Source organism: Pedobacter sp. Leaf250, assembly GCF_920984735.1.
GTDB lineage: Bacteria > Bacteroidota > Bacteroidia > Sphingobacteriales > Sphingobacteriaceae > Pedobacter.
The window spans coordinates 66,321-93,011 of record NZ_CAKLBU010000005.1 but is presented as its reverse complement, the minus strand read 5'-3'; the positions used below and the strand labels follow the sequence as shown (position 1 = coordinate 93,011).

The following is a 26,691-nucleotide window of genomic DNA, read 5'->3' as shown; positions in this document are numbered from 1 at the left end:
TCCATCCTACTTTCATGCACAACAGATTCGGAAAAACTGTCTAAACTTTAATACTTTATAATATCTATGAAATTTCCTCAATTAGCGGGTACTCTAATCCTTGGTTTTGCCGCAATCAGCTTATTTGCCAACTGTAATGCAGATGGTAAAGGTGGTAGTGGTACAGGCTCAAGCACCGACACTTCCAAAAAGAAAACAGATACTACAGTTAACATCATGAAACCTGTTGACAGAAAACTGTACGATTCATTGGATAAAAAATTAGCTAATGGCGACACAACAGGCAGGTGGCCAGTTAAAAATCAGCCAACTCCATTGGCGGGGGCAATTCTACCTTTTAAACGCATTGTGGTTTATTACGGAAATTTACACTCTAAAAAAATGGGCGCTCTTGGTGAATATGCACCTAAAGAAATGTGGCAACGCTTAAATACCGAAGTTAAAAAATGGGAAAAAGCCGATCCAAGCACTCCTGTTCAACCTGGTTTACATTATATTGCAGCCGTAGCAAGTGGTACAGCTGGTAAAGACGGAAAATACATCAACCGTATGGGCAATAAACAGATCGATTCAGTTTTGAAAATTTCTAAAATGCAGCCTAATACGATTGTATTTTTAGATCTTCAGGTAGCTTTAAGTACAATTAAAGCTGAATTACCTCACATTGAGAAATATTTGCAATTGCCATATGTACACTTAGGTATCGATCCAGAGTTTTCGATGAAAGATGGTTCTCTTCCCGGTAAAAGAATTGGAACCTATGATGCGACGGATATTAACTATGTAACGGGTTATTTAGCAGATTTGGTTAAAAAATATAACCTGCCTCCAAAGGTTTTCGTTTTGCACCGTTTCACTAAAAAAATGGTCACCAACTCACAAAACATTAAATTACGTCCTGAAGTACAAGTGGTTATGCACATGGATGGATGGGGAGAACCAGAATTGAAAAAAGGAACTTACAGGCACTTCATTCAAAGTGAGCCAGTTCAGTTTACAGGTTTCAAATTATTTTATAAAAACGATTTAAAGAAAGCACCAAACAGATTAATGACTCCAGAAGAGTTGCTGAAACTGACGCCAAAACCAATTTACATTCAATATCAATAATATTAAAGCCCGTAGCTTATTGTTACGGGCTTTTACTTTAAATCATGTATCGCTTCTCATGAAAAATCTTCTATTGACGCTCGTTATTTTGATAACTTTTCATTTCACAAGTTATAGCCAAAGAATAAAGACCGCCAGAACATTACAAGCTGCATTTGAAACATCTGCACAGCAAAACAAGCCCCTGATGTTGATAATTCACCATGCGGTGGTAAAAGGAAATCTTGTTAAAAATTATAATCAACCAAGCTTAGTTTATACTAATATTCGTAGTGAAGATTTAACAGAACGCCTAAATAATAATTACATTAACTACACTACTCATAGTGCTGACAGCAATCTTAAGACAATTTCTTCAGAAATTGAAGTTAAGTCGTTTCCAGTATATCTTTTCTTCCGTCCTAATAAGAATTTATATTTCCGTAGTTATGGATATATTAAAGATAAACCTACATACATGAAAATGCTTGATGAAGTTGATCAAGCTTATAAGAAAGAATCGATTGCCGATCTTGAGCAAGTCTATTTATCCGATCAAACGAATAACAATCTTATTCGTAAACTTATTGATCAAAGAAAATCTTTGGGCTATACCAATAATTCAAAATATATTGACAGCTACGCCACCAATTTAAATGTAAGAGACTTTAACGATTATCAAACGGTGCTCTACATCTTGGAAGCATCCCCTTACTCCAACGGTAAGGCGATAAAATTAGCTTATTTAAACAAAGCTATTATTGATAGTATATTTAAATACGAACCAATTAGTAAAAGATTGGATTTAAATGGTCGAATTATTAGGAATACCATGAACGAAGCCATAAGAACAAAAGATCTAGGCATGGCACAATCGGCTGCAAATTTTAGCAGATATAGTTGGAATAAAGATTACGAAAAAGCTTCTCGTGCTTATGCAACTGAAATGTTAAGGTTTTATTCCGAAACTAAGGATACATCTAATTATTTTAAGCTTGCTACGCCTTATTATGATAGACAATATATGATTATCAAGCCAGATTCATTAAAAAAACTCATTGCATATTCATCCAGTAATAGCTCTAATATAAATAAAGATAGCATTTCTAATATTTTAAAAAATCATTCATTATCATATTCAAATGATTTAGCATTTGTCGCGATGAAATTTGATCATTCAGGCACTAAAAACACCAGCTACATTAATAAAGCGATTGCTTGGTGTAATAGGGCTATAGAAGTTAATGCTTTTGGAAGTTATTACAATACCTTAGCGCAACTCCAATATAAAATTGGGAGCTATACCGATGCAATTAAAAATGAACAAATAGCGATAAGACTTATAAAAAAGGATAGGCTTAATACACGTTATTTTGAATCACAACTTAAAAAAATGATTGATAGAACATTGTAAACACCAAACTTTATTCAATAAAAGTCAACAGGGCATGCTGACTAGCCGTATGGATATCTCTCCAAACCCTGTTAATTTCGCTCTCCTTTTTGGCGGCTTCAAGTCCACAATATGGAAATAAGGTATCACTCGCTCGTCGGCATGCATGAGCGAGTTTTCTACTGATTAAGCTTACTTCAGTCAATAAATTTTCATCGATTTCTTCATGATCAAGCAGCTGATTCCAAGATTGATCAAAAGTTTTATAAAATTGATTTCTTAAATCTAAAACCTCGTTTTTACATTGTTCCAATTCTCTTTGGAAAAATAAAACCTGTTTTTCATTATATCTCTTTAAGCCAGAACGCGTAGTAAAAGCTTCTTCTACAAGTGCTATAAAATGTTTGGCCATTCCCAGGCTATTTACTGCCAAAGTAGTTTCCGCCAATTGCAAAAATGGATAGTCAAATCCTTTATCGGCTACTGCGATATTACTATTAATTGTAAATGTTCTATTTGCCGGGACTTCTAAATCAGCGACTTCAAAAGCATGGCTACCTGTAGCAATTAACCCAAAATAAGACCATCCAGCTAAAATTTTTACCTCACCTTTTTTAAGAATAAAAGATTTGATTATTGGTTTACCCTCTGGATCTAAAATATCTGACCCATCAGCATTTTTAAGCATACAGTTGGCGGTAAAAATAGTAGCATGCAAAGCACCACTAGCATATTTCCAATGGCCGTTTATTAAATAACCATAGTCGGTTTTTACCGCTATTCCTCCAACTGCTCCACTACCGGCAAAACAAACTTCACGATTGGCAAATACTTCTTTTGCCAATTCAGGATTTAAGAAACCCGCAAACCAAGCGGCTCCTGCACACAAAGTAATGTTCCAGCCTAAGCTTCCATCAGCTTCGGCAAGCTGTTCTTCCAATCTCAATATTTCTGGAAGTTTTTTTCCAGCGCCACCATAAACCTCAGGCACAAAAAGTTTAAACCAATTCTCTTGATAAGCAAGTTCTAAAATCTCTGGATGCAATTCGCCCAACTGTTCGGATGCAGCTGCAAAGCTCTTTACCTTATCCTGCCAAGTGTCTGTTACAATATTTTCCATAAGGATGGTCTACTTTTAATAATTAAACAAATGGATTAGGTTGTTCTCAAACTCCTTTTACCGATAATTTTCTTCCAATCGATAAAACCAAAAATGGCAACTACGAACAAGAAAATAGTTAAGCAAGCCATTAAAGGCAGCTTTTTATGGAACAGTAGCGGAATGGCCACAATATTTGAGATATTAAGGAAAATCCAATTTTCGATTTTACGCTTTGCCAAAAGCCACATTCCAGCCCAAGCTGTAGAAGATACAAAAGCATCGAGCAATGGAACATCAGAATCAGTATGATTTCTCAAAACAAAATAAAACACAAAAAAGCCAATTACTGAAATGAGAACCGCTATAAGTAATTGATTATTGGTACTCCATGCTACTTGATTTTCACCATCAACTTTTCGTTTTTTCCAAATGATCCAACCATAAATACTCATTATTAAATAGTAAATACTCAGTAGCATTTCGGCATAAAGTTTAACATTTAACAACAAATACATGGAAAGCAAAATAGAGATGATCCCTGTTGGATAAAGCCAAATGTTGTTTCTCTTTGCCAGCAATACCTCCGATACACCAAAACCTACAGCAATCCATTCAATTAAGGAGGTGTGTAAAATTTGCTCTTGAAAAAGCCTAATCCACTCTTGAAAATTCATTAACAATAATTTTGTGTCTTCCGACAAATAAAAAATAATTGAAAACTGCTTTCAGGGCGAAACAGCATGATGGTTAACCTCTTCCCTACGTCGGCATTATCCGAATCAGGTGCATTTAAGTTGAATGTTTAGTGTTAAAGTTGAAAGCTAGAACTTTCGACTTTGGACTTTTTACTTTCCACTTAAAATGGGTGTAATCTCAGCCTTTTAAATGCAAAAGAAATTGCAAAATCAAAAAGCACCCCTTTGAGTAAGGCAAATATAGTTTTATTTTTTTCCATGTTTGATAATAAAATTCCAATTCAGGGCAAGTAGCTGATTATTAATCCATAAATAGTATTTTATTTTATATATTTAGAATAGAAACCGATCAAATAATTTAATATGCGATTTAAAAACGCTCTATCCAAATTAAATTTGATGATATATGTCAGCATCTTTTCCCTTGTTATTTGGGACTTAAACTGCTATTCACAAACAAAACCTACGCTCTTATTTAAACACATAACGCTTGAAGACGGACTAAGCGACCCCGCCATTAGAGCTTTACATATTGATAAAAATGGCTTTTTGTGGATTGGGACTGAGAATGGCTTAAACCGCTTTGATGGTACAAATTGCTATACTTACAAGAATAAAAACAATACTAAAAACTTTCCTGGCAATTACATTACCAATATTATTGAAGACAGTGCCGGTGATTTAATTATAGGTTCACAAAGTAATCTGGTTAAATACAACAGGCAGTTGGATAGTTTTAGCAGTTATAGTTTTACTAAAAACCCCAACCTTAGCGATAACTATTATTCCTTCCCATTTTACATCGATCAGCAAAAGGATTTGTGGGTTTATCTCGCCGGAAACATTTACAAGTACCGCAATAAAGATAAAACCACCCAATATGTTACCACTTACTCTAACGGTTATCAATTTGTTCCAATTCCATTTTACCAGAAGTTAAATTGGTTTATAAGCCGTGGGGTGAAGGGAATTTATATCAACAAAGCTGATGATATTAAAGAAAAAAATGTTCAGGAATTCTTTATGAACAGTAGCTCCAAAGCATTAAACAGCCACGTAGAAGCGGTACATATTGAGTCTGATTCATCACTGTGGCTTGGAACTGATAATGGCTTGGTTCACCTCAATCCAAAAACGAAAAACCATCAAGTATTTAGCGATTGCAAAACCAGCAAAAATATTTCAGTAACTGCGGTTGCTAAATATCCTAAGCAACCTTGGTTACTCATTGGTACTCGAAACAACGGTTTGCTTTTATTTAATCTAATATCCAAAAAATTTTTCGCCGAGTATAGCCATGAATCTGATAATTCATTGAGTCTTTCGGGCAATTATATTAGAAGAATTTATATCGATCAAAAACAAAACCTATTTATTGGAATAGATGGTCATGGCTTAGACTATACCAATTTAAATAAAGTAATATTTACACGTTTTTTAGAGAAATCGAATAATGCTTATATAGGATTTGATAATGACGTAGTTGCCATGTTAAAGCTTAAAAATAATCAGCTTTGGTGTGGCACAAAAAATGGAGGTTTGTTAATTTATCAATCAGATTTAAGGAAACCAATTAAGCATGAATTTGCAAAAATGGGCATTTCGAAACTCGTTGAAATAAATGAAGGAAATGTATTGGTAGAACTTGCCGACGGACATTTTTTTCTTTACGACAATAAAATCGATGCATTTTTTCCGCTTAGCTTAAAGTTTTCAGAAAAGCAAAATGGTAAGGTCCAAATCAACCAAATTTTAAAAATCAACAACGATCTATTTGCCGCTACTGAATATGGTGTTGCAAAGCTTTTCATTAATAAAAATGAACTTTCATTCGTAATGGACAAGGGTTTTAACAACTCGATTACATGGCCCAATATTCAAAGAATTATTGCTTTTAACAACGATGAGGCATTAATTCAAACTTATTACACTTCAATTTATCTGGCTAAATTAAAAAACAATCGATTCATTTTAGAAAAGAAACTGGCTCCAAGCCCTTTTGGTATTAATGGAAACATCACTATTGATCAAAACATTTACCTTGGAACCACTTCTGGACTAATTAAATTTAATGTGGTAAATAAAACGTTAGATCGAACTGCTTTACTGGATGCCAATTGCACTTCAATACTTGCCGATCAGAACCAAAATTTATGGCTTGGCACCAATCATGGCCTATATTTTTATGAGCCCAAAAAACGAAATCAAATACGTTATGTTACTGCCGATGGTTTGCAAAGCATGGTTTTTAATCCAAATGCGGCATCACCATGCAACAGCGGCTTATTATATTTTGGAGGAATTAACGGGATAAACATCGTCAATCCTTCAAAAGCCAATATTTATACCAGTTCTGCAAAACCACAAGTTACGTCGATATTAATAAACGATAAAATGTATGCTTCTATCGGCAATCCTGTAACCACATCAAAACTAAACCTCAGGCATAACGAAAATACCATTACAATTGCTTTTAGTCCGATGGATTTTATTAATCCAAAACAAAGGAAAATTGTTTATCAAATGATAGGTTATGATGACAAAAAGATTAGTGTTTTGGGTAGTAACAGCATTCGTTTCCCAAACATGCCATCAGGAAAATTTAAACTCGTTTTAACTGATGTTTTTAGCAATAAAAAAACCGAGCTAACCATCTTTATTAATGCTCCGTTCTGGCAAAAATGGTGGTTTTGGGCGCTTTGCTTTTTTAGCTTAGTAATTTTTTCGATTATAGGCTTTATCATTTATTTAAGGTGGATAAAACACCTGCAAGTGCTACAATTGCGCCAAATGATTAATTTTCAAAAAGCTGATAGGAAACGAATTGCAGATGATCTTCATGATGATGTTGGCCTTCGCTTATCTTCCCTAAAACACTACCTATTGGCAGGCGATATTAATAAAATGATTGATAGCGGAGCACTTCGCCAACTTTCATCAGAATATATTGATCAAGCGGTAAGTGTATTGCGATCTACACTGATAAATTTAAGTCCTAAAACAATTGATGAGCATGGATTAATAACTGCGCTCGAAGATTTAATTGCAAACATTAACAAACTGAAAATCATAAACATCCATTTTGATCATGCAGGATTTAATATCGCACTTAAAAGCACACAACAATATTCGCTCTATCGCATTTGCCAGGAGTTAATTAACAATACAATTAAACATGCTGAAGCCAAAAACATTTATATCGCCATTATCAACAGAGATGAAAAATTAATTATTTTGTATGAGGATGACGGAATTGGTTATGATTCTATGCTAGTAAAGAGAGGTTATGGCTTATATAATATCGAAGCACATATTAAAGCAATAAAGGCTGATCTCGCTATTGATACGCAAACAGGAAAAGGGGTTGCCGTAACCATTACCATTAATTTGAAACAAGTTTTAAAATATAAAAATGGCAGTTAAAATTTTAATAGCAGATGATCATAAAGTATTGATTAATGGGCTAAAGCTCATTTTGGCAGTGAGGAAAGACTTTAGCGTAATCGCGATTGCCAACAATGGAATAGAGGTGATTGATTTATTACACAATGAAAATCCAGACCTCATTCTGTTGGATATTAATATGCCAATGTTAAATGGTTATCAAACCATCAAGATAATTAAAACAGATTACCCCACAATAAAAGTTATTGTTTTATCCATGCTAAATGATAAACGTAGCGTACTCAATATGTTAGAAGCTGGTGCAAATGGATTTCTTTTCAAAGATACTGATGATAAACATCTTTTTAAGGCAATTGATTGCGTAATGGATGGAAAATATTATGTTTCAGAAAGCTTAAATGATATTTTAGAAGAGTTTTTAAATAACCTTCGACATAAAAAAACCAAAACAAAGCATACCCTATCGGCAAGGGAAATGGAAATTGTAAATTTAATCGTTGAGGGAAATACAAATGTACAAATAGCCGATATTCTTTTTTTGAGTACGAGAACCGTGGATACGCATAGAAAAAACATATTCCACAAGCTTGATTTAAATAATACCGCATCACTAGTTAAATATGCCATTGAAAATAAAATGTTTTTGGGTTATGAGTGATTTGTAGCCCAAAAAATACCGTAAAAAGCGTATTGAATTAACAAATTGATTTATGTCAATTTGTATAGTTCCATCATTAACGCTCCTCTTAAAGTTCTTAAAATAGATAGAGAAAATAGTGATTGGAAAAAATAAGATCAGCAATTGATTTTATACAAATTAACTAATCAAACTCTTACGCTCTATGAAAAAGGTAATTTTACTTTTGCTATTTCTATCTATTTTTATTTTTACAACGAAGGCACAAACTACACTCACCCGTAATGTAATAGCCAGCACTGGCGGCAGTGCACAAGTAGGCAATGTGCTTGTTCAGTATACGGTAGGCGAAGTAGCCATACTCACACAACAAACTGCAGGTATTTTATTAACGCAAGGTTTTCAACAACCTGAATTTACCATTTCTAATATTATCGTTCCTGCTGTAGGCAATATGAGGGTGTATCCTAACCCAGCTGTTGGCAGAACAAAAGTAGATTTTGATTTATTTAGCGATACCAAAGTTCTGATCAATCTGGTAAATAACGCCGGACAAATTGTTCATTCCAGTACGGTATCAAGTTTAGCCGGCAAAGTAGAATACATTATTCCGCTGAATGGACTGGCCTCGGGGATGTACCACGTAGTACTTTATGCCAATTTCAGAACTTATTCTGAAAAGCTTGTGATCCAATAAGATTCTAATCAACCTTCTTAAATACTTTCCATGAAAACGCTTATCAAAAACTCATCTGTTTTGCTGCTCTTGCTTTGTTCGGCAATTTACGGTAATGCTCAGGTTCAAAACCAATATCGCACAGTTACTACCGCAGCATCATTTCTTTTGATTAGTCCGGATGCCCGAAATACTGGTGTAGCAGAAGCTGGTACAGGACTAATTAGTGATGCAAACTCAAACTATGTTAATGGCGCCAAGCTTTCTTTCGCTGATAAAACCGGTATAAGCGTGTCTTATGTTCCGTGGATGCGTGAGGTGGATAAAAACCTGCATCTTGGTAACTTAAGTGCTTATCATAAATTCAGCGATAAAGATGTAATTGGACTTTCGCTAAAATATTTTGACTTGGGAACCATCAATTTTAGAAATGATATTGGAGGATTGCTGCAACAGTACCAAGCGAGCGAATTTGCTATTGATGGAACCTATTCCAGAAAATTCGGGAACGATTTAGCCATTGCGCTGGCAGCACGATACATTAGAAGTGACTTAGGTAATGGAATGTTTAATGGCATGGAGGTAAATGCTGTAAATGGATATTCGGCTGATATCAGTATTTATTCTGAGAAAACTTTAACTAATTCAAGATATGCCTGGGGTGTTAGTTTAACCAACATTGGAACTAAACTAAAATATTCATCGGTATCTGCCGGAGAATCATTTTTACCAATGAACTTACGCATTGGAGGTGGCTATACCATACTTAAGAATCAATCAAACAGCATTACATTTTTAGTAGACATAAATAAATTGATGGTACCTACAGCACCCCGATACAAATTGGATGCAAATGGAATGGCAACAGCAGAAATAGAAAAAGGCAAAGATCCAAACAGAAGTGTACCAAGCGCTTTATTCACCTCATTGTTCGATGCTCCAGGAGGATTTCGAGAAGAAATATCAGAATTTACCATTGCTGGAGGTATAGAGTTTTCTTATCAAAATCAATTTTTCGTACGTACTGGATATTTTTATGAAGATCCTGAAAAAGGCAACAGGCAACACTTTGCACTTGGTTTAGGCCTAAAATTAAAACCCGTGCAATTCGACATGAGTTATATAGCGCCCACAGCTAAAAGATATGTACTTAGAAACGGAATAAAATTCACTTTAAGTTACGCCATTGATTAATCTATAACACTCCACCATAAAAATTCAAAGAAATGAAAGAATTATCATTCTTGCTTTTACTGATTGTTTTCAGTGTAGCAAATGCAAACGCTCAATCAATACCTAGCAGCACGCCTGTTCAAAAAAATACGGAAGTAAAACTTGCAAAGGCATTGGTTCAGCCTACAGCAACAACAGTTGGCAATAATTTAACGTCCGATCAGTCAAACCCTGCTATTATTCAAAAAGCGGGAAAAAAGGATATTTCAGCTACCAAAATGCCAGCAATTAGTAAGGAGCAATCACTTAATGCATCGCCAACTTTGATAAATGAAAAGAAAAAAGAGGTAAAGACTAAAATGCCACCGATGCAAAATTTAGACTCTGGTAAACAGTAAGCATTTAATTATCACTCTTTAATAATGATCAGTATGAAAAATTTTACTTATCTATTAGCCATAACACTAACCCTATTTATTGGAAATGTATGGGCACAAAGTGGCCTAACCGGAATAAATTATCAGGCTGTTGCTCGAAATAATGATGGAACTGTTCTTGCCAGACAAAATGTTAAGGTAAGAATTTCAATATTAGGAGGTAGTGCAACCGGAAATGTACAATATTTAGAAAACCACGATCTAACTACAAATAATTTAGGTCTTTTCACCTTGCAAATCGGACGTGGTACACTTTCAACAGGAACACTGGCTGGTGTACCTTGGCAAAATGCAAACCAATACTTAAAAGTTGAATTAGCCATTGGTGGCGGAAGTTTTACAGATCTTGGCGCTACACAATTAATGAGCGTTCCATTTGCTTTATATGCAGCAAGTGGTAATCCGGGTCCAATAGGCCTTACCGGACCCATTGGACCTACTGGTGCTCAAGGTCCAATGGGTCCACAAGGACTAACAGGTGCTTCAGGCCCCATAGGTCTAACTGGTCCAGCTGGCCCGGTTGGTGCTACAGGTCCACAAGGAGCAACAGGTGTATCAGGTGCCGTAGGTCCAGCTGGTCCTATTGGAGCAACCGGAACGCAAGGGCCTATTGGGCCTGTTGGTCCAGCAGGTGCTTCTGGATCTCAAGGACCTGTAGGTGCAACAGGTCCCGCTGGTCCAATAGGTCTGGCAGGCCCAGCTGGAACATTAACTGGAGCTGCTGGCGGAGATTTAGGAGGCAACTATCCTAATCCAAATGTTAAAGGAATTCAAAATGTTGCTGTTGATGCTATCGTACCATTAAACGGACAAGTGCTAAAATTTAATGGCACCAGATGGGCACCAGCTGCTGATGCGGCAGGCGGTTTTACATTACCTTATCTAACTGTAGAGAATTCTCCAAGTACATTATTATCTATCGCTAACAATGGCGATGGCACCTCGATTGAAGCAGTAAATAATACCACAACTTCAAGCGTAACACCACTTCGAGGCATTATAAATTCCACATCTCCAGGTGGTTTTTCGGCTGGGGTTCGAGGCATCAATAATGGAACGGGCGGATTGGGCATTGGCGTATGGGGAAGTCAGGCAGGAAGTGGATGGGGCGTATATGGCGTAACTCCAACAGGTATTGGCGTATATGGAAATTCAACAGGAGCTGGTTATGGTGTATTCGGCAATAGTTCTTCTGGAACTGGAATATACAGTACGAGTAATACAGGTACGCCTGCTGAATTTTTGATCACGAATAGTGCCAATGCAAATTCAGTGCTTAGTGCTTCTACAAATGGTGATGGAGCTGCTGTTGAAGGGACAACATCATCAACTACCTCTAGTATTGCGGCTGTAAAAGGTACAATATCTTCAACTACACCTGGTGGATTTTCTTCTGCTGTAAGGGGAATCAACAACGGAACGGGCGGTCTTGGCATTGGAGTTTGGGGATCTCAAGCTGGAAGTGGATGGGGCGTTTATGGCGTAACTCCAACAGGATTAGGTGTGTACGGAAATTCTTCAGGGGCAGGAACAGGAGTTTTTGCCAATAGTAGTTCAGGAACTGGACTATATGCCACAAGCAATACAGGAATTGCTGCAAACATTATAATTAACAACAATGCAAATTCAAATGCTGCACTCACCACTAGCACATTAGGCACCGGACGCGGAATAGAAGTTTCTTTACCCAATTCAAGCAGTGGATCTGATGGTGTTAATGTAGACATTACAGGCACTGGACGTGGTGTATTTGCTACATCCGCAGGCGGAACTGCTTTAGAAGGAATTACACAAACCATATCAGGTGCTGGCGTTATTGGCAGAAATGCTACTGGCGAAGCCGTTGTCGGAATTTCTTCCGGTGCATCGGGTGTTGGTGCCGTTGTTGGTAGAAATGATGGAACTGGTTATGGCGTTCGGGGCTTCAACACTAAAGCTGGTATTGGTGTATTGGGTCAGGCAGGTATTTCGGGAGGTACAGGTATAGCCGGACGATTTGAAAACGTAAGTGCAGCAAATAATTCAAATACTTTAGAAGTAAATACAAATGGTGTTGGCAATGGCATTAATATTAATCTCAGCAATTCATCTAATTCTTCCCGTGGAATAAGTGTATCTCAAGCCGGCGTTGGCCCGGGGGTATTTTCTACATCAACTGGTGGCAATGCGGTGTGGGGTATTACCTCATCAATTAGTGCTGCAGGTGTTATTGGCGATAATGCATCGGGTGAAGCAATAGTGGGTAGAAGCCAGGGCGGATCAGGTATTGGTGCGGTAGTAGGCCGCAATGATAATGCTGGCTATGGTGTTCGTGGCTTTAATACCCAGGCCGGTATTGGTGTATTAGGTCAAGCAGGTATTTCGGGAGGTACAGGTCGTGCTGCCCGTTTCGAAAATGTAAACTCAGCAAATAATTCGAATACATTAGAAGTATCCACTAATGGCAATGGAAACCTTGCAGTATTTATAAAAGGCGGAAATGTTGCCCGTATAGATGTTACAGGCAGAGGATTTTTTAACGGAGGAACTCAAGCCAGCGGTGCCGATGTGGCCGAAGCTTTTGATGTATCTGGAGATGTTAAAGATTTCGAACCCGGCGATATTCTAATTATATCAGTTGATAGGGATAGGGCTGTAGAAAAATCAAATGCTGCTTATTCGAGTTTGGTAGCAGGTGTTTATGCAACCAAACCAGGGGTTTTATTAACTGAAGAACATATCGATTCAGAGCTTTTGGATAAGGTTCCAATGGGAGTAATTGGCGTTATTCCAACCAAAGTTTGTTTAGAAGGCGGATCCATTAAACGAGGCGATATGTTGGTTACATCATCGAAAAATGGCGTCGCCATGAAAGCCGATTTGAACAAAGTAAAAGTTGGTCAGGTTTTAGGCAAGGCCCTTCAGGATTATGATCAGAATATGATTGGTAAAATCAAAGTATTGGTCAGTATCAAATAACCATCAATGATACCAATTCAAAAATGCACCACCTATTTCATGTTCATTTTTTGAATTGAGCAGTTTAGTTTTTAAGTGTTCGTAGAATTATAAAATAAAATTACCATCTATCTAAATTTTAGCAAAATGAAAAAATTTACGCTTATCCTCGCCATTACATTCTTTTTATGCATAGGGAAAATATTTGCTCAAAGCGGTCTCACAGGAATAAATTATCAAGCAGTTGCTCGAAATAATGATGGAACAGTTCTGGCTAAACAAAATGTAAGAGTACGGATATCCATTCTTAGTGGAAGCACAAATGGAACTATACAATATCTTGAAAACCACGATTTAAATACAAACGCACTGGGACTTTTTACTTTACAAATTGGTAAAGGAACACCTGCTCAGGGAACGTTTGCTGGAGTGCCCTGGCAAAATGCGAATCAGTATCTGAAAGTTGAATTAGCCATTGGAGGTGGGAGTTACACTGATTTAGGCACCACTCAATTAATGAGCGTACCTTATGCATTATATTCTGCAAATGGAACACCTGGTCCTGCCGGGCCTGCCGGACCGATTGGGCCAACAGGCGCACAAGGTCCAATAGGATTAACAGGGCCAGCTGGCGCAACCGGTACAACTGGTGCACAAGGACCGATAGGATTAACAGGCTCAACCGGACCAATTGGTATTCAGGGACCGATAGGATTGACAGGCACTACCGGTGCACAAGGATCTATCGGATTAACAGGGCCAGCAGGACCAATTGGAATTCAGGGCCCAGCAGGATCAGCAGGTGCTACCGGTACACAAGGACCAATTGGATTAACAGGCCCGGCGGGACCAATCGGAATACCTGGAATACCAGGGGCTATTGGCCCACAAGGTCCGGTCGGCGCTACAGGTCCTGCAGGGCCCGTTGGACCACAGGGTATTCCAGGATCCATTACTGCATCACCTGCTGGTGGAGACCTCAGTGGAAATTACCCGAATCCTGTTGTATCAAAAATTCAATCAATTGCGGTAGCCAATACTGCACCAACTGCAGGGCAGGTACTTAAATTTGATGGAACAAACTGGAAACCTGATAGTGGAGCGGGAGATGATTTTGGCAACCATACTGCTACAACTGCAATTAAATTGAGCAATCAAGCCATTACTAATAATGGCACAAATGGATTGACACTGGAAGATAATGGTGCTTTAACGCTTAAAACTACTATAAACAATACTATCAATACAGCTAAATTCGATAATTCAGGAGGGCTTGTACTACCTGGTAAATATTCAATGGGCACAATTCCAGTAGAAGGACCAGGTCTTCGTTTCATGTGGTATCCTAAAAAAGGTGCACTACGAGTTGGTAATGCTGCTGCAACGGAATGGGATGATTTAAATATTAAAGACTATTCTTATGCTTTTGGAAATCAGGTAACTTCCAGCGGATATGGATCTGTTGCTTTTGGCGACCAAGTTAAAGTATCATCAACAGTTGGCGTAGGATTTGGTTCTGGAGTAACAGTTACTGGAACTGCAGGTTTTTCTGTGGGAGCGAGCAATAATGTTGGTGGATTTTGTGGGGTAGCTTTAGGTTATACCAATATAGCAAACGGCCAAGGAACAGTAGCTTTGGGCTATAGGTTAGAAGCACGAGAAGATTATTCAGTTGCTATAGGTTACAGAGGGCGAGCGATACATGAAGGAGCCTTAGTATTGTCTGATGCTTCTAGTCTCAGTGCCACTTTATCTTCCTATACCACTTCATCTGCTGCGAACCAATTCACTGCTCGTTATGCTGGAGGCTTTAGATTATTCACAAATGATGATATGAATGTGGGTGTTTCTTTAACACCAGGTGATAATTCTTGGAATATTATTTCCGATTCAACCAAAAAGGAAAGATTTGTAACTTCCAATGGAGAAGATATGTTATTAAAATTGAGGCCAATGAGTTTAGGATCTTGGAACTACAAAGTTCAGCGTGGATCCAATCATCGCCATTACGGACCAATGGCACAAGATTTTTATGCCGCGTTTGGTAAAGATAAATATGGTACTATTGGCAGTGACACTACAATTGCCCAAGCAGATATGGAGGGTGTTTTAATGATTATGGTGAAGGCCCTTGAGAAAAGAACTGCCGAACAATCATTAGAAATTTCAAAACTAAAAACCCAAAATCAAGAACTTTCAATGGCACTTTTGGAAGTTAAAAAATTAAATGAAGAATGGAATTTGTTAAAAACAGTTTTAAGTAAACAATTAGAGAATAAGGATTTAACAGAAAAACTAAAGGCGATTAATATTGAATCTAAAAAAAATAAGCCAGAAATAGCTAAGAGTAAATAGTTCATTTTACTTTCACCAAAAACAGCCGCTTAATTTTTAAATAAGCAGCTGTTTTTAGTTTGTTATCTCAGGGATATAATTAAAATAAACCCAACTGTCCTTTTTCATCAATTTCGATATCATCAGGATTTGTGATTTCAAAATCAACTTTTTTAAGCGGCTTATCTTCTGCTTTTGGTTTCTCTACTTCTGCGATTGGCAAATCTTTAATAGGTTCAGTTTTAGCTTTCTCGACTGGTTTTTCTACACTTTTCTTTTCAACGATTTCGTTCTTTACAGTAGGTTCTTGAGTCACAGGTTTTTCCACAACTGTTGGCTTTTCTGCATCTACAACATCTGGCTTACGTTCAAATTTTGGTTTTGGCTTTTCTGCTGGAGCAACTTCTGCAACACGATTAGCTATTTCTTCCGTAGCAATTTCGTTAGTAGCAACCGCCTGTTCTTCACCTTCAACTTCATCAATTACAATCACATTATCTAGTTCTGAATAATCATCCTCTTCAACCACATCAAAATCTTCAAAACTAATTTGCTGAACATCATGAGGCGACAAACGATTACCATTTGCCTTCAAGCCTTTTACATCAATTAAATCAAAAAGTATTGATTCTATTTTTTCTGGCACTTGCGTTTTGCCCTTTAATATATCAATAATGATTTTTGCAGCTGGGTTAGCCGTTAAATAAATCAGTTTCGATTTTTGTTCTTCGCTGATGAAAATTGTTTTTCTACCGATAGACTGCAACTCGAAAATGAATCTTTTAATAAAATAATTTTGAGCTTTCCCATCAAAATGTACAGCAGCAAAAACTTTTTCAGGATCAAACTTATCAATTAAAATCAAGCCATCATCAAAGTGATTACTCAGCTCAAAAGAACTTAATTCGTAATAGCCATCTTTATGCACCTGCAAAATACGGTCGTCGCCATCAAATTCGCCCAGATAATTTCCTCTGCCATCAACATTTAAACGTTTCAGCAAATCATCATACCATATTTTTAATCCTGATAAGGTTGAAACACCTTTACTCTTCAGCAATATTTTCTTAACCGGATATTTCGAAATAATGTTCCCTTGCGAACCACGGCCTTTAATCGCCACTTCAGCAAAATCCTGATCAAACTGAAGCTTACGTAATTTAGAGTGTGGCTTAAGCGCAACATTGATTACTTCAGCCTCGCCATTAGGGTTAGCCGTGAAATATAAAACTTTTGAGCCTTTCGATCCTTTGGTAAGATCATATTCTTTATCGCGGGTTACGCCAACAACTGCAAAACGTTTAATGTAAGCTGTTCCGGAAGAACCATCTTTATAAATCATATTGTAAATGGTACGCTCGTCGTTTTTCTTAAAAACCTGCGCATGAATAATACCTTTGCCAACAAATGTTTTATCAGCTACTTTGGTAATCATACACTTTCCATCCTCACGAAATACAATTACCTCATCAATATCCGAGCAATCGGCAATAAATTCATCTTTACGTAATCCTGTACCAATAAAACCATCTTCACGATTCATGTACAATTTTACGTTTGCCAAAGCCACTTTCGAGGCCTCTACCCTATCAAACAATCGGATTTCAGTTTTACGCTCTCTGCCTTTGCTGTATTTATCCTTTAGCTTTTGAAACCATGCAATGGCATAATCTGTTAAATGTTTCAAGTGATTTTTAACCACTTTAATTTCATCTTCCAGATTTTTCATCTGCTCATCGGCCTTTTTCACATCAAACCGGGTGATGCTACTCATCGGCTTATCGATTAGCTTTTTAAGATCTTCTGGTAAAATTTCACGATAAAGTGATGGCTTAAAAGGATCGAATAACAAATGTAAAACCTCTACTACGGTATCGAAATTGGCAGAATTTTCATATTCAGGATTTTTGTACATTCCCTCCTGAATGAATATTTTAAGTAGTGAACTGAAGAAAATTTTCTCCTGCAACTCGTGCAAGCGAATCTCCAATTCTCTTTTTAATAAACTTTTGGTGTGCTTTGTGTTCTCAATCAAAATATCATTCACACTTAAAAAATGTGGTTTATCATCTTGAATGATACAGGTATTTGGAGAAATGGAAACCTCGCAGGCGGTAAAGGCATAGAGTGCATCGATTGTAACATCAGGTGAAATACCTGGTGCCAAATGCACTATAATTTCTACATGTGCAGCGGTGCTATCTTCAATCTTTTTAATTTTGATTTTGCCTTTATCATTGGCAGCCAAAATACTATCGATGATGGAACTGGTTGTTGTACTATATGGCACTTCGGTTATGACCAAAGTTTTTTTATCCTTCTCAGTTATTTTAGCACGAACACGGATTTTCCCACCACGCTGACCCTCGTTATAATTTGAAAAATCGGCCATTCCACCCGTAAAAAAGTCGGGTAAAATGTTTGGCCTAACGCCTTTTAAGCATTCAATTGAGGCATCTAAAAGCTCAATAAAATTATGCGGCATTACTTTCGTGGCCAAACCCACCGCAATACCTTCTGCCCCTTGTGCCAATAACAATGGGAATTTAACAGGTAAAGTAATCGGTTCATTGTTACGTCCATCGTAACTTAATTGCCATTCGGTGGTGTCTGGATTGAAAACCACCTCGTTTGCAAATTTCGATAAACGGGCTTCGATGTATCGTGGTGCCGCAGCACTATCGCCGGTAATGGGGTCGCCCCAGTTACCCTGCATATCAATCAGTAAATCTTTCTGACCAATTTGCACCATCGCATCGCCAATAGAGGCGTCACCATGTGGATGGTATTTCATCGTATTGCCAATAACATTTGCTGCTTTGTTGAAACGTCCGTCGTCCATTTCTTTAAGCGAGTGCATAATACGACGCTGAACAGGCTTCAATCCATCATGAATATGTGGAACTGCTCGGTCCAGAATTACATAAGACGCATAATCGAGGAACCAATTTTCGTATAAACCGTTTATTGGGGTAATAGTATGTTTATGTTCTTCGTTTATGTTTGGGTCTAATTCTTCACTCATTTATCTACAGAAATTGGCAGCCGTAAATATAATAAAAATGATTGCACAGTGTAAACAGAGGTTATTCACATTTACCAGTTGAAAATAGCTGTAATAAAATTTAGAAAGCAGGTGCAGATGATAATTTGAAAGTTTGTTCCTGCTTTCCGCTGTATCTTTTAGCCATTCTTTCGCTACGCTCAGAATTATGGCTAAAAGGATGCCGCTGCAATCAGGTTTATTTAACTAAGAGTATTGCTACTAGCGATAATCAAACCACCCCCTTACCCCTCCTTGAAAATAAGGAGGGGAGTTTGGACCGTGGTAAACAATTTAGATTATGGAGTTTGTACGATATAGGGCTTAAAGCAAATAGCCCATTGAATATGAACAAGTTTTGCCAAAGCAGAAACTACTCCCCTCCCAATTTAGGAGGGGCGAGGGGTGGTTAAGACCTAACCTAGCTCTTCGAGATATTCTGAAAGATATATCGAAGACTCAATAACCGAGATTTTTAATGCCGTTATTACAAGATTTCTTCAGTATCAAAATTATTCGCTTGGGTCAGATAGTGCGATCAACACTGCTCCTGCGATCATTACCGTACCGCCTACCACAATTTGCCAGGTAATTTTTTCTTTTAAAAAAATGATTGATAACACAATTGCGATAACCAATGAGGTCCGTTCAATTGTTGCCACGTAAGATGCTGGCCCCATAGATAAGGCTTTATAAGAAAATAGCGTTGATAAAGATGTAAATACACCTGCCGAAAGCAAAAATATCCAGGCATTTTTTTCTATCCCCTTCCAGTCGCTAAAATTACCTTGATAAAATACAACGCCCCAGGTAATGAGTAAAATCAATACCGCCTGAATAGCAAAAGCTAAACTCGAATCTACATTTTTTAAACCCGCTTTTGTTAATACAATTACCAGTGCTGCTGATATTGCCGCTAGAATCGCCCATAAAATCCACATAGTTATCTTTTTAAAAGGTTAACAGCTAAAAAGGCAAATGGATTGTAACAAAACACAATACCCCGCTAGTTAATTACAATTTGTGTAGTATCGTGGTTTGAAAGCTTGATTGATGTAGCTCCTCTTTCTTTAATATGGTTTCCTTTTATTTGATAGGTTCGTATTCCTGAAATTTTAGCAGGTTGAGATAGCCTAATGGTTGCTGACTGCGTAAAATCATCAGTTTTTTGCAAGGTTAATTTTACGTCTCCTGAGATCGTATCGTATTGAACAGACTGGATTTTACCAGCATCAAGTGTGATCCATAAACCTATTGGCGCTAGATAAATAGCTGATTTTGCAGCTGTTGTTAAATCTATATTGACAACATTTTTATTTGTAATGATGTTCCCTCCAAAAGCAAGCCATCCAAACTCTTTGTGTTTGATTAGGTAAGTTGCCGTATTAATGGCATAGCCAAAAAATCCTGATCCATAATCGCCACTAATTCCATCATTTTTTAAAGTGGATGGATAGGAATGAAATGCAGCAGGTGCAAAACCATCTTGAGTAATATTAGAGATAGTGCCTAATAAGCCGCCGTAACCTGTTCGCAACAAATAAAAGTTATCAGGATTTTTGCGGTAATCCATCAATACCGGAATGGCATTTAAGCCAGAGCCATAATGATGAATCATGCGTTCGATACGTTGCAGTTTTCCACCGTATAAAAAATCCCAGTAACGACGGGCATTGCCATTATATGCCCAATGTGGCACAACTGGCATATAAGCTAAAATTGCATCGAGCGTTACTTTGGCTTTATCCTCATATCCAAAATAAGTCGACCAAACATAAACTTCTTCCTGCCCGGTAGAATCCCATGGCATTTCGCTGCCAAACGGATAGGCTAATGATCGCCAATGATTCGCCCGGTTTTTCATAGCTAGCTCTAACTTATTCGTCTCCTCAACCAACCCTTCATTTTTTAAATCATTTAGGATCAAGTAAAAAACAGTGCCCTCCATTTGTCCGAATTGCGCATATTCAGGGGCTAGATTAACCATTGCTAAACCCGTTTCATAGGCATTGATAAGATGCGCTTTCCAAGCAGAGGCTTCTGCCAATCCTTTATAGTTTCTGGCCAGGCGATACATTACCCAATGTGCAGCAGCTACGTGTGGATAATTGTATGATCGCCCCAAATTATCAGCTTCTTTTTTTGGCCAAGCCGACCAAGTTTTAAAATTAAGATCTGCTGAATAAGTATTTTTAGGCATCGAATCTGGTTCATAATAAAACAAACTTTTCTTTACGCCATACTTTTCAGGTCCATCTTTAAGCTGTATTTGGCCAAACATAACGGTATCAATAAATTGTTTCAATTTATCTATTTCCAACTTATTGGGCTGCACCAATTGTTTCATCATAGCGCCTAACCATGCACCTGCTCCACCTTCATCACTTAAGCCAGCAATCCAGGCCCTATTGTCTTGCGTTACTTTTTGTTGCTTTTCATAATCGTAAGTAATTGGCGATGGCGATCGTTTGAAAACATCATTGCGATCATTAAACCATTGTTTGGACGTAAGAAAATTTCCATAGTTGGCTATCACTTCGTTTTCTGGTGCAATAATTTTGTATTGAATAGTTTGCTCTAATCCATCAGTATAGGTAATCGATAATTTTGCCCGACCCCACGTATTCCCCTTTATCGCATAGCTGTACCAGCCATTTTTTGTGTTTGGCAAAGTTGAAATACTTAATGCCTCGTTAGGATAGGATTTTATAGATTTAACTTTCTTCGCATATTTAAGGAACAACTTCGAATCAACATTTCGCGGCAATACATAACCTGGAGCGGAAATGGCTACTGGAATATTATTTTCTATTAATTTTTGCTCTGTATCTTGTGCAGTTCCAGACAGGATGAATTGAAGCGCATAGATTTTTACCTCACCAGGTTTTAATATTACAAATGAAGGCGTATTCCACTGATCGGCTGACTTCCATTCGTTTTCTGCATAAGCTTTGCTGTGAACCATCCATTCATAAAATCCTTCAAAAGCAATTCCTCTTGGCGTAGGATCATCATTTAGCGGGTTGTAGGCTTCGAATGGGGTTTTATTTATTGGGGCAACAATTAATGAGGGTGCATGTCCGCTCAATCTGGTTACTTGCAAGTAACCTGCATCATTTCCAATATAAGGATCGTAAAAAACATTTTTTGCGTGTGCCTGCTCAAGGGTTCTCCCATCTAAAATATTATCAAAAATCATTGGGATACCTAGCGCACCAATTTCTACATCTTTTTCAGTGCTATTTCTGATCTCGAACTTTAATGATAGCTTTCCCTTATAAATTTCCCACATTCTATGGATTCGTAATGGAATATCGGCTGGCAATGTAGCTGATAGATCTGCCGCAGCCAATACACTGCCTTTTATGGGTAATGATTTTACTGCTTGACGCTTTGCCGCGGTGCTATAATTCTGCCAAGCGTTTTTACCTTCAATCCTTAAACGGATGTTAATATCCCCAAGGTGATACAATCCATCAGCGCTCCGAACCTTTAAACTATCACTGGGTATAAAATCAAAATCCTTTATATTCTTAGGTTGAAGACCTGCAACCGTTTGTGATGATTTTACGAGTTTTAAATTAAAGCCGCCAACATCAAAAGATAGAAATCCATTGTTTAAATTTAAAGTGGATGGCTTGCCTGCCAGCTTTACCCAGGGAGATTGCGCAAAAACTACATCTGGAAAACATCCATATACTAGAAATAGAAATACAACTGTTTTTACGGTACGATAAAAAAATAGAGATGCATGCATGGGATTAGACGAAGTTGAGATAAACAATGATCAAACTTCAGCAAAAAACTTCACTATTAAAACGAAAAAGAATGGAATAAAATTCAGGTTGTAAATTTTTATCCCGAATTTTCCAGCTATAAATAATGTCAATCTCCTGTTGTTATGAAGATATCTAAAATTCTTGTTTGCATTTTAATTATTGCCTGTTCTTTAGCAACATTTAACCCGGTTAAAGCACAAAGCGGCGATCAGATATTAGATGGCATTGGCGAAACCGCATTAAGTGCAAGGTATTTATTTAGTGGAGATACAAAAGATTGGTCGCGAAACCACTTTAATGCCAATGGAAACCAAGTTACATTTGCTAACGATGATCGATTTGGTAAAGTACTTTCATTATCTGGTGATGATCTTTCTTTCATCACAATTCCGATACAGGCTGTAGCAAATTTAGAGTCGTTTAGTTTTACAAGTTGGATATACCTTAAATCCGATAAGGCTGGTCAGCATTATTTCGACCTAGGGACAAATGAAACAAATCATTTGTTTGCAGCACCGTTCGGAACCTTATTAAAACCTGGTTTTCAAGTGATGATGACTTCCAAATTAAATGAAGAATCTGGTGCAACTTCCAAACCTGTAGAAACGAACAAATGGATCCATTTGGCAATAGTTGTTGATGTTTCTTCAAAATCTATTACCACATTTATTCATGGAAGGCCTGTTGCACGGGGAAAATATTCACCAGAAGCTTTAACACAGATCGTGAGCGGTAAACCTGACGAGAAAAAATTTTTTATTGGAAAATCAATATCAAAAGGGAATCCCAATTTAAAGGCAAACATTCACGATTTTCGTATTTACCGCATTGCCCTAAATGAAAAACAGGTTGCTGCAATCTCAGGAAATTTAAGTAATAATCAGGTTAATACGACGGCAAAACCCGCGGAGGATTTACCACATTTTTCTTCAGTTACGCCACAGCTATACAATCAATACCTAATCAGTGTTGAAGATATTTCGATCAATACAACTGTTGGTAACCTACCACGATTGCCTGGCCATGTAAAAGGTTATTATAAAAGTGGAATCACAGGCCCTGATGTGAGGGTGTTATGGCCTTCGCCAACTGATATTATTGCTGTTTCAAAACCTGGCACTTACACCATAACTGGAAATATTCCGGGAACGAATTTCAAACCAAAAGTTAAGGTAACTGTGATAGAATCGGCCAGCGAAATCAGACCGCAGTTGAAACTGAAATCTTTCCCGTTAAATCAAGTTATACTAACCAATGATGAGAACGGACGCAAAACGAAGTTTATCGAAAATCGAGATAAATTTTTAAATGTTTTGGCGCAAACTGATCCGAATTCTTTCCTATATATGTTTCGCCATGCCTACGGACAAAAGCAACCTGAAGGCGCAAAATCATTGGGCGGCTGGGATACTGAAGACACCAAACTGCGGGGGCATGCAACTGGTCATTATCTCTCGGCAATTGCGCAAGCTTATAAAAGCACAAGTTATAACAAACCACTCCAGGCTAATTTTGAGCGCAAAATTACTTACATGGTAAACACGCTTTATGATCTCTCGCAATTATCAGGAAAACCAGCAAAGGGCAGCAAGGTTCATCAATCCAATCCTAAAGCCGTACCAATGGGCCCAGGAAAAAAAGCTTTCGATTCTGATTTAAGTACAGAGGGCATAAGAACCGATTACTGGAATTGGGGTGAGGGATTTATAAGCGCCTATCCACCAGATCAATTTATTATGTTGGAGAGCGGCGCTAAATATGGCGGACAAAAAAATCAAATTTGGGCACCATATTACACTTTACATAAAATTTTAGCGGGCTTGATCGACGTTTATGAGGCCACCGGAAATAAAAAAGCGCTAATGGTAGCAACAAATATGGGCGATTGGGTTTATCATCGTTTAAATAGTTTGCCCCAAGAAACGCTGATTAAAATGTGGAACACCTACATTGCCGGTGAATACGGAGGAATGAATGAATCGATGGCTCGATTGTATGGAATTACTAAAAACCCTAACTTCTTAAAAACTGCTAAACTGTTTGATAATATTAAAGTTTTTTATGGTGATACGGCTCATAACAGCGGGCTTGCTAAAAATGTTGATATATTCCGTGGCTTGCATGCCAACCAGCATATCCCTCAAATTGTAGGCAGCATTGAAATGTATCAGGTATCTCAAATTCCCGAATATTATAAAATTGCCGATAATTTCTGGCATAAAATGATCGACGATTATAGTTACAGCATTGGCGGAGTGGCAGGCGCTCGCAACCCTGCAAATGCAGAATGCTTTATTGCCCAACCCGCATCACTTTACGCAAACGGGTTTTCTCCCGAAGGCCAAAATGAAACATGTGCCACTTATAATATGCTTAAATTAACTGGTGATCTTTTTCTTTTCGATCAACGTGGAGAACTGATGGATTACTATGAGCGTGGATTGTACAATCACATATTGGCATCGGTGGCAGAAAATTCACCTGCTAATACTTATCATGTTCCTTTAAACCCTGGCGCAGTAAAACAATTTGAAAATGCAGATATGACGGGTTTTACGTGCTGTAACGGTACGGCTATAGAAAGCAGCACCAAATTGCAAAATTCGATTTACTTTAAAACCAATAATAATGATGGACTTTATGTAAATCTATATATTCCATCAATACTAAACTGGAATGAAAAAAATATAACCATAAAGCAAACCACAGATTTTCCCAAAAGTGATGAAACCAAGCTCAGCATTAATGGAAATGGCAAATTTGATGTTAACCTACGTGTGCCAAGCTGGGCAACTAATGGTTTTTATATAAAGATAAATGGCAAATCGCAAAACTTGGATGCAATACCGGGTACTTACCTTAAACTAAATCGCTTATGGAAAAACCGCGATGTGATTGAAATAAAAATGCCTTTTACTTTTCATTTGGATCCAGTAATGGACCAGCAAAATATTGCTAGCTTATTTTATGGACCAATACTTCTTGCCGCTCAAGAACCTGAAGCCCGAAAGGAATGGCGTAAAATTACACTTAATGCAGGTGATATTAGCAGATCAATTAATGGTGATCCTAAAGAATTGTTATTTACAATTGATGGTGTTACTTTTAAACCCTTTTACGATTCTTACGGTCGCCATTCAGTTTATTTGGATGTTACTTTAAAATAATCACGGTTAAGGATTTTAAATGAACTTTATATTAATATTTAGCTTTTTTAATCAAGACTATGTAATATGGTGACGTAAGCATTTTCAATCTTCCCAAAAATTTCTGTATTAAGTACCTAAACCTGATAAAGCGGAAAGCCCGCAGCGAAGAAAAGCATTTTCTGCTTTTATGACAGCGAGGACTTGCAGCGATAGCAGGGCTGAAATTGCCGAAGAGCTGCAAACCGTACATTTTCAAATAAAAAATTAAGCTTTGGCAGCCAATCGATCTTCAACAAAAGAAAACGGCAGTAAACTTTGTACGCTTGGTACTTTCAAAACTTCTCCATTTAAACAATAAAAAATAACTTCGATTGGGCTGCCTTGCTTGCGCTCAAACTCGGCCATTACCTGTAAACAACCTCCGCAAGAAGTTACGGGTTTCAAAATTTCAAAAGCATCGGTTTGTGCTGTAATGGCCATACTTTCGATAACCGCGTTTGGATATGCAGAACCAATTGAAAAGAGCGCAACGCGTTCGGCACACAAACCAGATGGATAGGCTAAATTTTCTTGGTTGCTGCCCAATATGATTTCGCCTGAAGCTAAGCGAATGGCTGTACCTACCCTAAATTTAGAATAAGGAGAATAGGAACTTGCCAAAGCAGTTTCGGCATTTTGGCAAAGTGCTAAGTCTTGCCCACTTAATTCTTCAACGCCAGTGTATTGCTCGAAGGTTATATTTAAGTTTAATAATTTCATTTTTATTGCTTTAACAAACCGCCAATGTTAAATTTTTATAGCGGGCGAACAATTTAGTTTATTTTTTGTATTAAATATAAAAT

16 protein-coding genes are annotated in these 26,691 nt (G+C 37.5%); 10 read left to right on the top strand and 6 right to left on the bottom strand.

Annotated features, from left to right (window positions below; all coding sequences use genetic code 11):
* Nucleotides 1–66: 66 nt before the first annotated feature.
* Together LUA91_RS05985 and LUA91_RS05980 are read left to right on the top strand one after the other, a co-directional pair.
* Nucleotides 67–1,110, top strand: a complete 1,044-nt coding sequence (locus LUA91_RS05985; protein WP_231425108.1) for a hypothetical protein — start codon at nucleotides 67–69, stop codon at nucleotides 1,108–1,110.
* Between the two features lie 58 nt (nucleotides 1,111–1,168).
* Entirely contained in the window at nucleotides 1,169–2,503 is a 1,335-nt protein-coding gene (locus LUA91_RS05980; RefSeq protein ID WP_231425107.1) for a hypothetical protein, read from the top strand.
* 10 nt (nucleotides 2,504–2,513) lie between these two features.
* Here the strand turns inward: LUA91_RS05980 and LUA91_RS05975 are convergent, their stop codons facing one another.
* Both LUA91_RS05975 and pnuC read right to left on the bottom strand, forming a co-directional pair.
* Nucleotides 2,514–3,602 carry an acyl-CoA dehydrogenase family protein gene (locus LUA91_RS05975; protein ID WP_231425106.1) on the bottom strand — a complete coding sequence of 363 codons (1,089 nt, stop codon included), beginning with the start codon at nucleotides 3,600–3,602 and terminating at the stop codon, nucleotides 2,514–2,516.
* A 35-nt stretch (nucleotides 3,603–3,637) separates the two neighbouring features.
* Nucleotides 3,638–4,258 carry a nicotinamide riboside transporter PnuC gene (gene pnuC / locus LUA91_RS05970; protein WP_231425105.1) on the bottom strand — a complete coding sequence of 207 codons (621 nt, stop codon included), beginning with the start codon at nucleotides 4,256–4,258 and terminating at the stop codon, nucleotides 3,638–3,640.
* 420 nt (nucleotides 4,259–4,678) lie between these two features.
* Here pnuC and LUA91_RS05965 point away from each other — a divergent pair, with 420 nt between their 5' ends.
* From LUA91_RS05965 to LUA91_RS20690, 7 genes are all read left to right on the top strand, one after another.
* A complete protein-coding gene (locus tag LUA91_RS05965) occupies nucleotides 4,679–7,702 on the top strand; it encodes a two-component regulator propeller domain-containing protein (RefSeq protein ID WP_231425104.1) in 3,024 nt (1,007 codons plus the stop codon).
* The gene (locus LUA91_RS05960; RefSeq protein WP_231425102.1) at nucleotides 7,692–8,342 is read left to right on the top strand and encodes a response regulator transcription factor; all 651 of its coding nucleotides are present in this window, start codon (nucleotides 7,692–7,694) and stop codon (nucleotides 8,340–8,342) included. The genes LUA91_RS05965 and LUA91_RS05960 overlap by 11 nt, the downstream gene beginning before the upstream one ends.
* A 184-nt stretch (nucleotides 8,343–8,526) precedes the next feature.
* The gene (locus LUA91_RS05955) at nucleotides 8,527–9,018 is read left to right on the top strand and encodes a T9SS type A sorting domain-containing protein (RefSeq protein WP_231425100.1); all 492 of its coding nucleotides are present in this window, start codon (nucleotides 8,527–8,529) and stop codon (nucleotides 9,016–9,018) included.
* Nucleotides 9,019–9,048: 30 nt separating this feature from the next.
* On the top strand, nucleotides 9,049–10,191 hold the full coding sequence (gene porV / locus LUA91_RS05950) for a type IX secretion system outer membrane channel protein PorV (RefSeq protein WP_231425099.1): 1,143 nt from the start codon (nucleotides 9,049–9,051) through the stop codon (nucleotides 10,189–10,191).
* A gap of 32 nt (nucleotides 10,192–10,223) precedes the next feature.
* Nucleotides 10,224–10,568 (top strand): hypothetical protein, encoded by a 345-nt coding sequence (locus tag LUA91_RS05945; protein WP_231425098.1) that lies wholly within the window; start codon nucleotides 10,224–10,226, stop codon nucleotides 10,566–10,568.
* A 33-nt stretch (nucleotides 10,569–10,601) separates the two neighbouring features.
* The gene (locus LUA91_RS05940; RefSeq protein WP_231425097.1) at nucleotides 10,602–13,565 is read left to right on the top strand and encodes a collagen-like protein; all 2,964 of its coding nucleotides are present in this window, start codon (nucleotides 10,602–10,604) and stop codon (nucleotides 13,563–13,565) included.
* A gap of 126 nt (nucleotides 13,566–13,691) precedes the next feature.
* The gene (locus LUA91_RS20690; RefSeq protein ID WP_304622633.1) at nucleotides 13,692–15,899 is read left to right on the top strand and encodes a tail fiber domain-containing protein; all 2,208 of its coding nucleotides are present in this window, start codon (nucleotides 13,692–13,694) and stop codon (nucleotides 15,897–15,899) included.
* A 79-nt stretch (nucleotides 15,900–15,978) separates the two neighbouring features.
* On the opposite strand, the gene LUA91_RS05930 is transcribed toward LUA91_RS20690, so the two are convergent.
* From LUA91_RS05930 to LUA91_RS05920, 3 genes are all read right to left on the bottom strand, one after another.
* Nucleotides 15,979–18,903, bottom strand: coding sequence for a DNA gyrase/topoisomerase IV subunit A (locus LUA91_RS05930; protein ID WP_231425096.1), 2,925 nt, complete (start codon nucleotides 18,901–18,903; stop codon nucleotides 15,979–15,981).
* 530 nt (nucleotides 18,904–19,433) lie between these two features.
* Nucleotides 19,434–19,862 carry an EamA family transporter gene (locus LUA91_RS05925; RefSeq protein WP_231425095.1) on the bottom strand — a complete coding sequence of 143 codons (429 nt, stop codon included), beginning with the start codon at nucleotides 19,860–19,862 and terminating at the stop codon, nucleotides 19,434–19,436.
* Between the two features lie 65 nt (nucleotides 19,863–19,927).
* Entirely contained in the window at nucleotides 19,928–22,678 is a 2,751-nt protein-coding gene (locus LUA91_RS05920; RefSeq protein ID WP_231425094.1) for a DUF5695 domain-containing protein, read from the bottom strand.
* Nucleotides 22,679–22,822: 144 nt separating this feature from the next.
* Here LUA91_RS05920 and LUA91_RS05915 point away from each other — a divergent pair, with 144 nt between their 5' ends.
* Nucleotides 22,823–25,867, top strand: coding sequence for a beta-L-arabinofuranosidase domain-containing protein (locus LUA91_RS05915; protein WP_231425093.1), 3,045 nt, complete (start codon nucleotides 22,823–22,825; stop codon nucleotides 25,865–25,867).
* 246 nt (nucleotides 25,868–26,113) lie between these two features.
* Here LUA91_RS05915 and LUA91_RS05910 read toward each other — a convergent pair whose 3' ends face one another.
* Nucleotides 26,114–26,608, bottom strand: coding sequence for a cytidine deaminase (locus tag LUA91_RS05910; RefSeq protein ID WP_231425092.1), 495 nt, complete (start codon nucleotides 26,606–26,608; stop codon nucleotides 26,114–26,116).
* Nucleotides 26,609–26,691 lie beyond the last annotated feature (83 nt).